This is a genomic window from Cedecea sp. AS113 (assembly GCF_037152415.1).
Lineage (GTDB): Bacteria > Pseudomonadota > Gammaproteobacteria > Enterobacterales > Enterobacteriaceae > Cedecea.
On record NZ_JBBCMI010000058.1, the window covers coordinates 1 to 635 of the forward strand.

Consider the following 635-nt stretch of genomic DNA (forward strand, 5'->3'; position numbering starts at 1 on the left):
CCGTTATTACCGTTATTACCGTTATTACCGTTATTATTTTCACTCTGACTGGTGAGATACCAGTTATTGTTATTCATGCCGGAAGGGGTACCCTGCTGGAGATGATACTCATAACTGCCGGCTACAATTCGCCCTTTCTGAATAAAGGCACCGGAGGCGGAGTTACCGGTGGAAATAACTTCAATTCCCTCCAGGGTCTGTGCCCCGATACCGCCTTCGTTGGCGACCCTGATGTAGGTGGTGCCGGAAGCATTCCCGCTGATGGTCAGCTTATCTGTCAGGCTGTCATCGCCACCCAGCACAGTTCCGAGAGAAACTGTACCGCCATTTCCGGTCCAGTCGCCTTCCACGGCCAGGGTCTGGCCCGCATTAGTGGCTCCGTTATTAATCATTACCAGTCCGCTGTTAATCATGTCACCGTACAGTGTTACTGCTTTCGGCAGTGCATCTGCGCCGGTATCATTAATTAATACGGTACCACTGTTGTTCAGTGTGGTGACGGTCTGGCTGTTGCCGCTGAGATTAAGGGTCGCACCTTCAGCTACCGTCACACCGGAAGTGGAGGCAAAAGTATCCTCAACACCGGTTTTAAGTGTGCCGCGGCTGACCGTAGTAGTACCTGTGTAGGTATTGGT

The 635-nt window shown here is 51.7% G+C and carries 1 protein-coding gene; it reads right to left on the reverse strand.

Annotated elements, in window-relative coordinates; translation table 11 throughout:
* A partial coding sequence (locus WFN87_RS24010) for an autotransporter outer membrane beta-barrel domain-containing protein (protein WP_336983975.1) occupies positions 1 to 635 on the reverse strand: 635 nt, incomplete at both ends.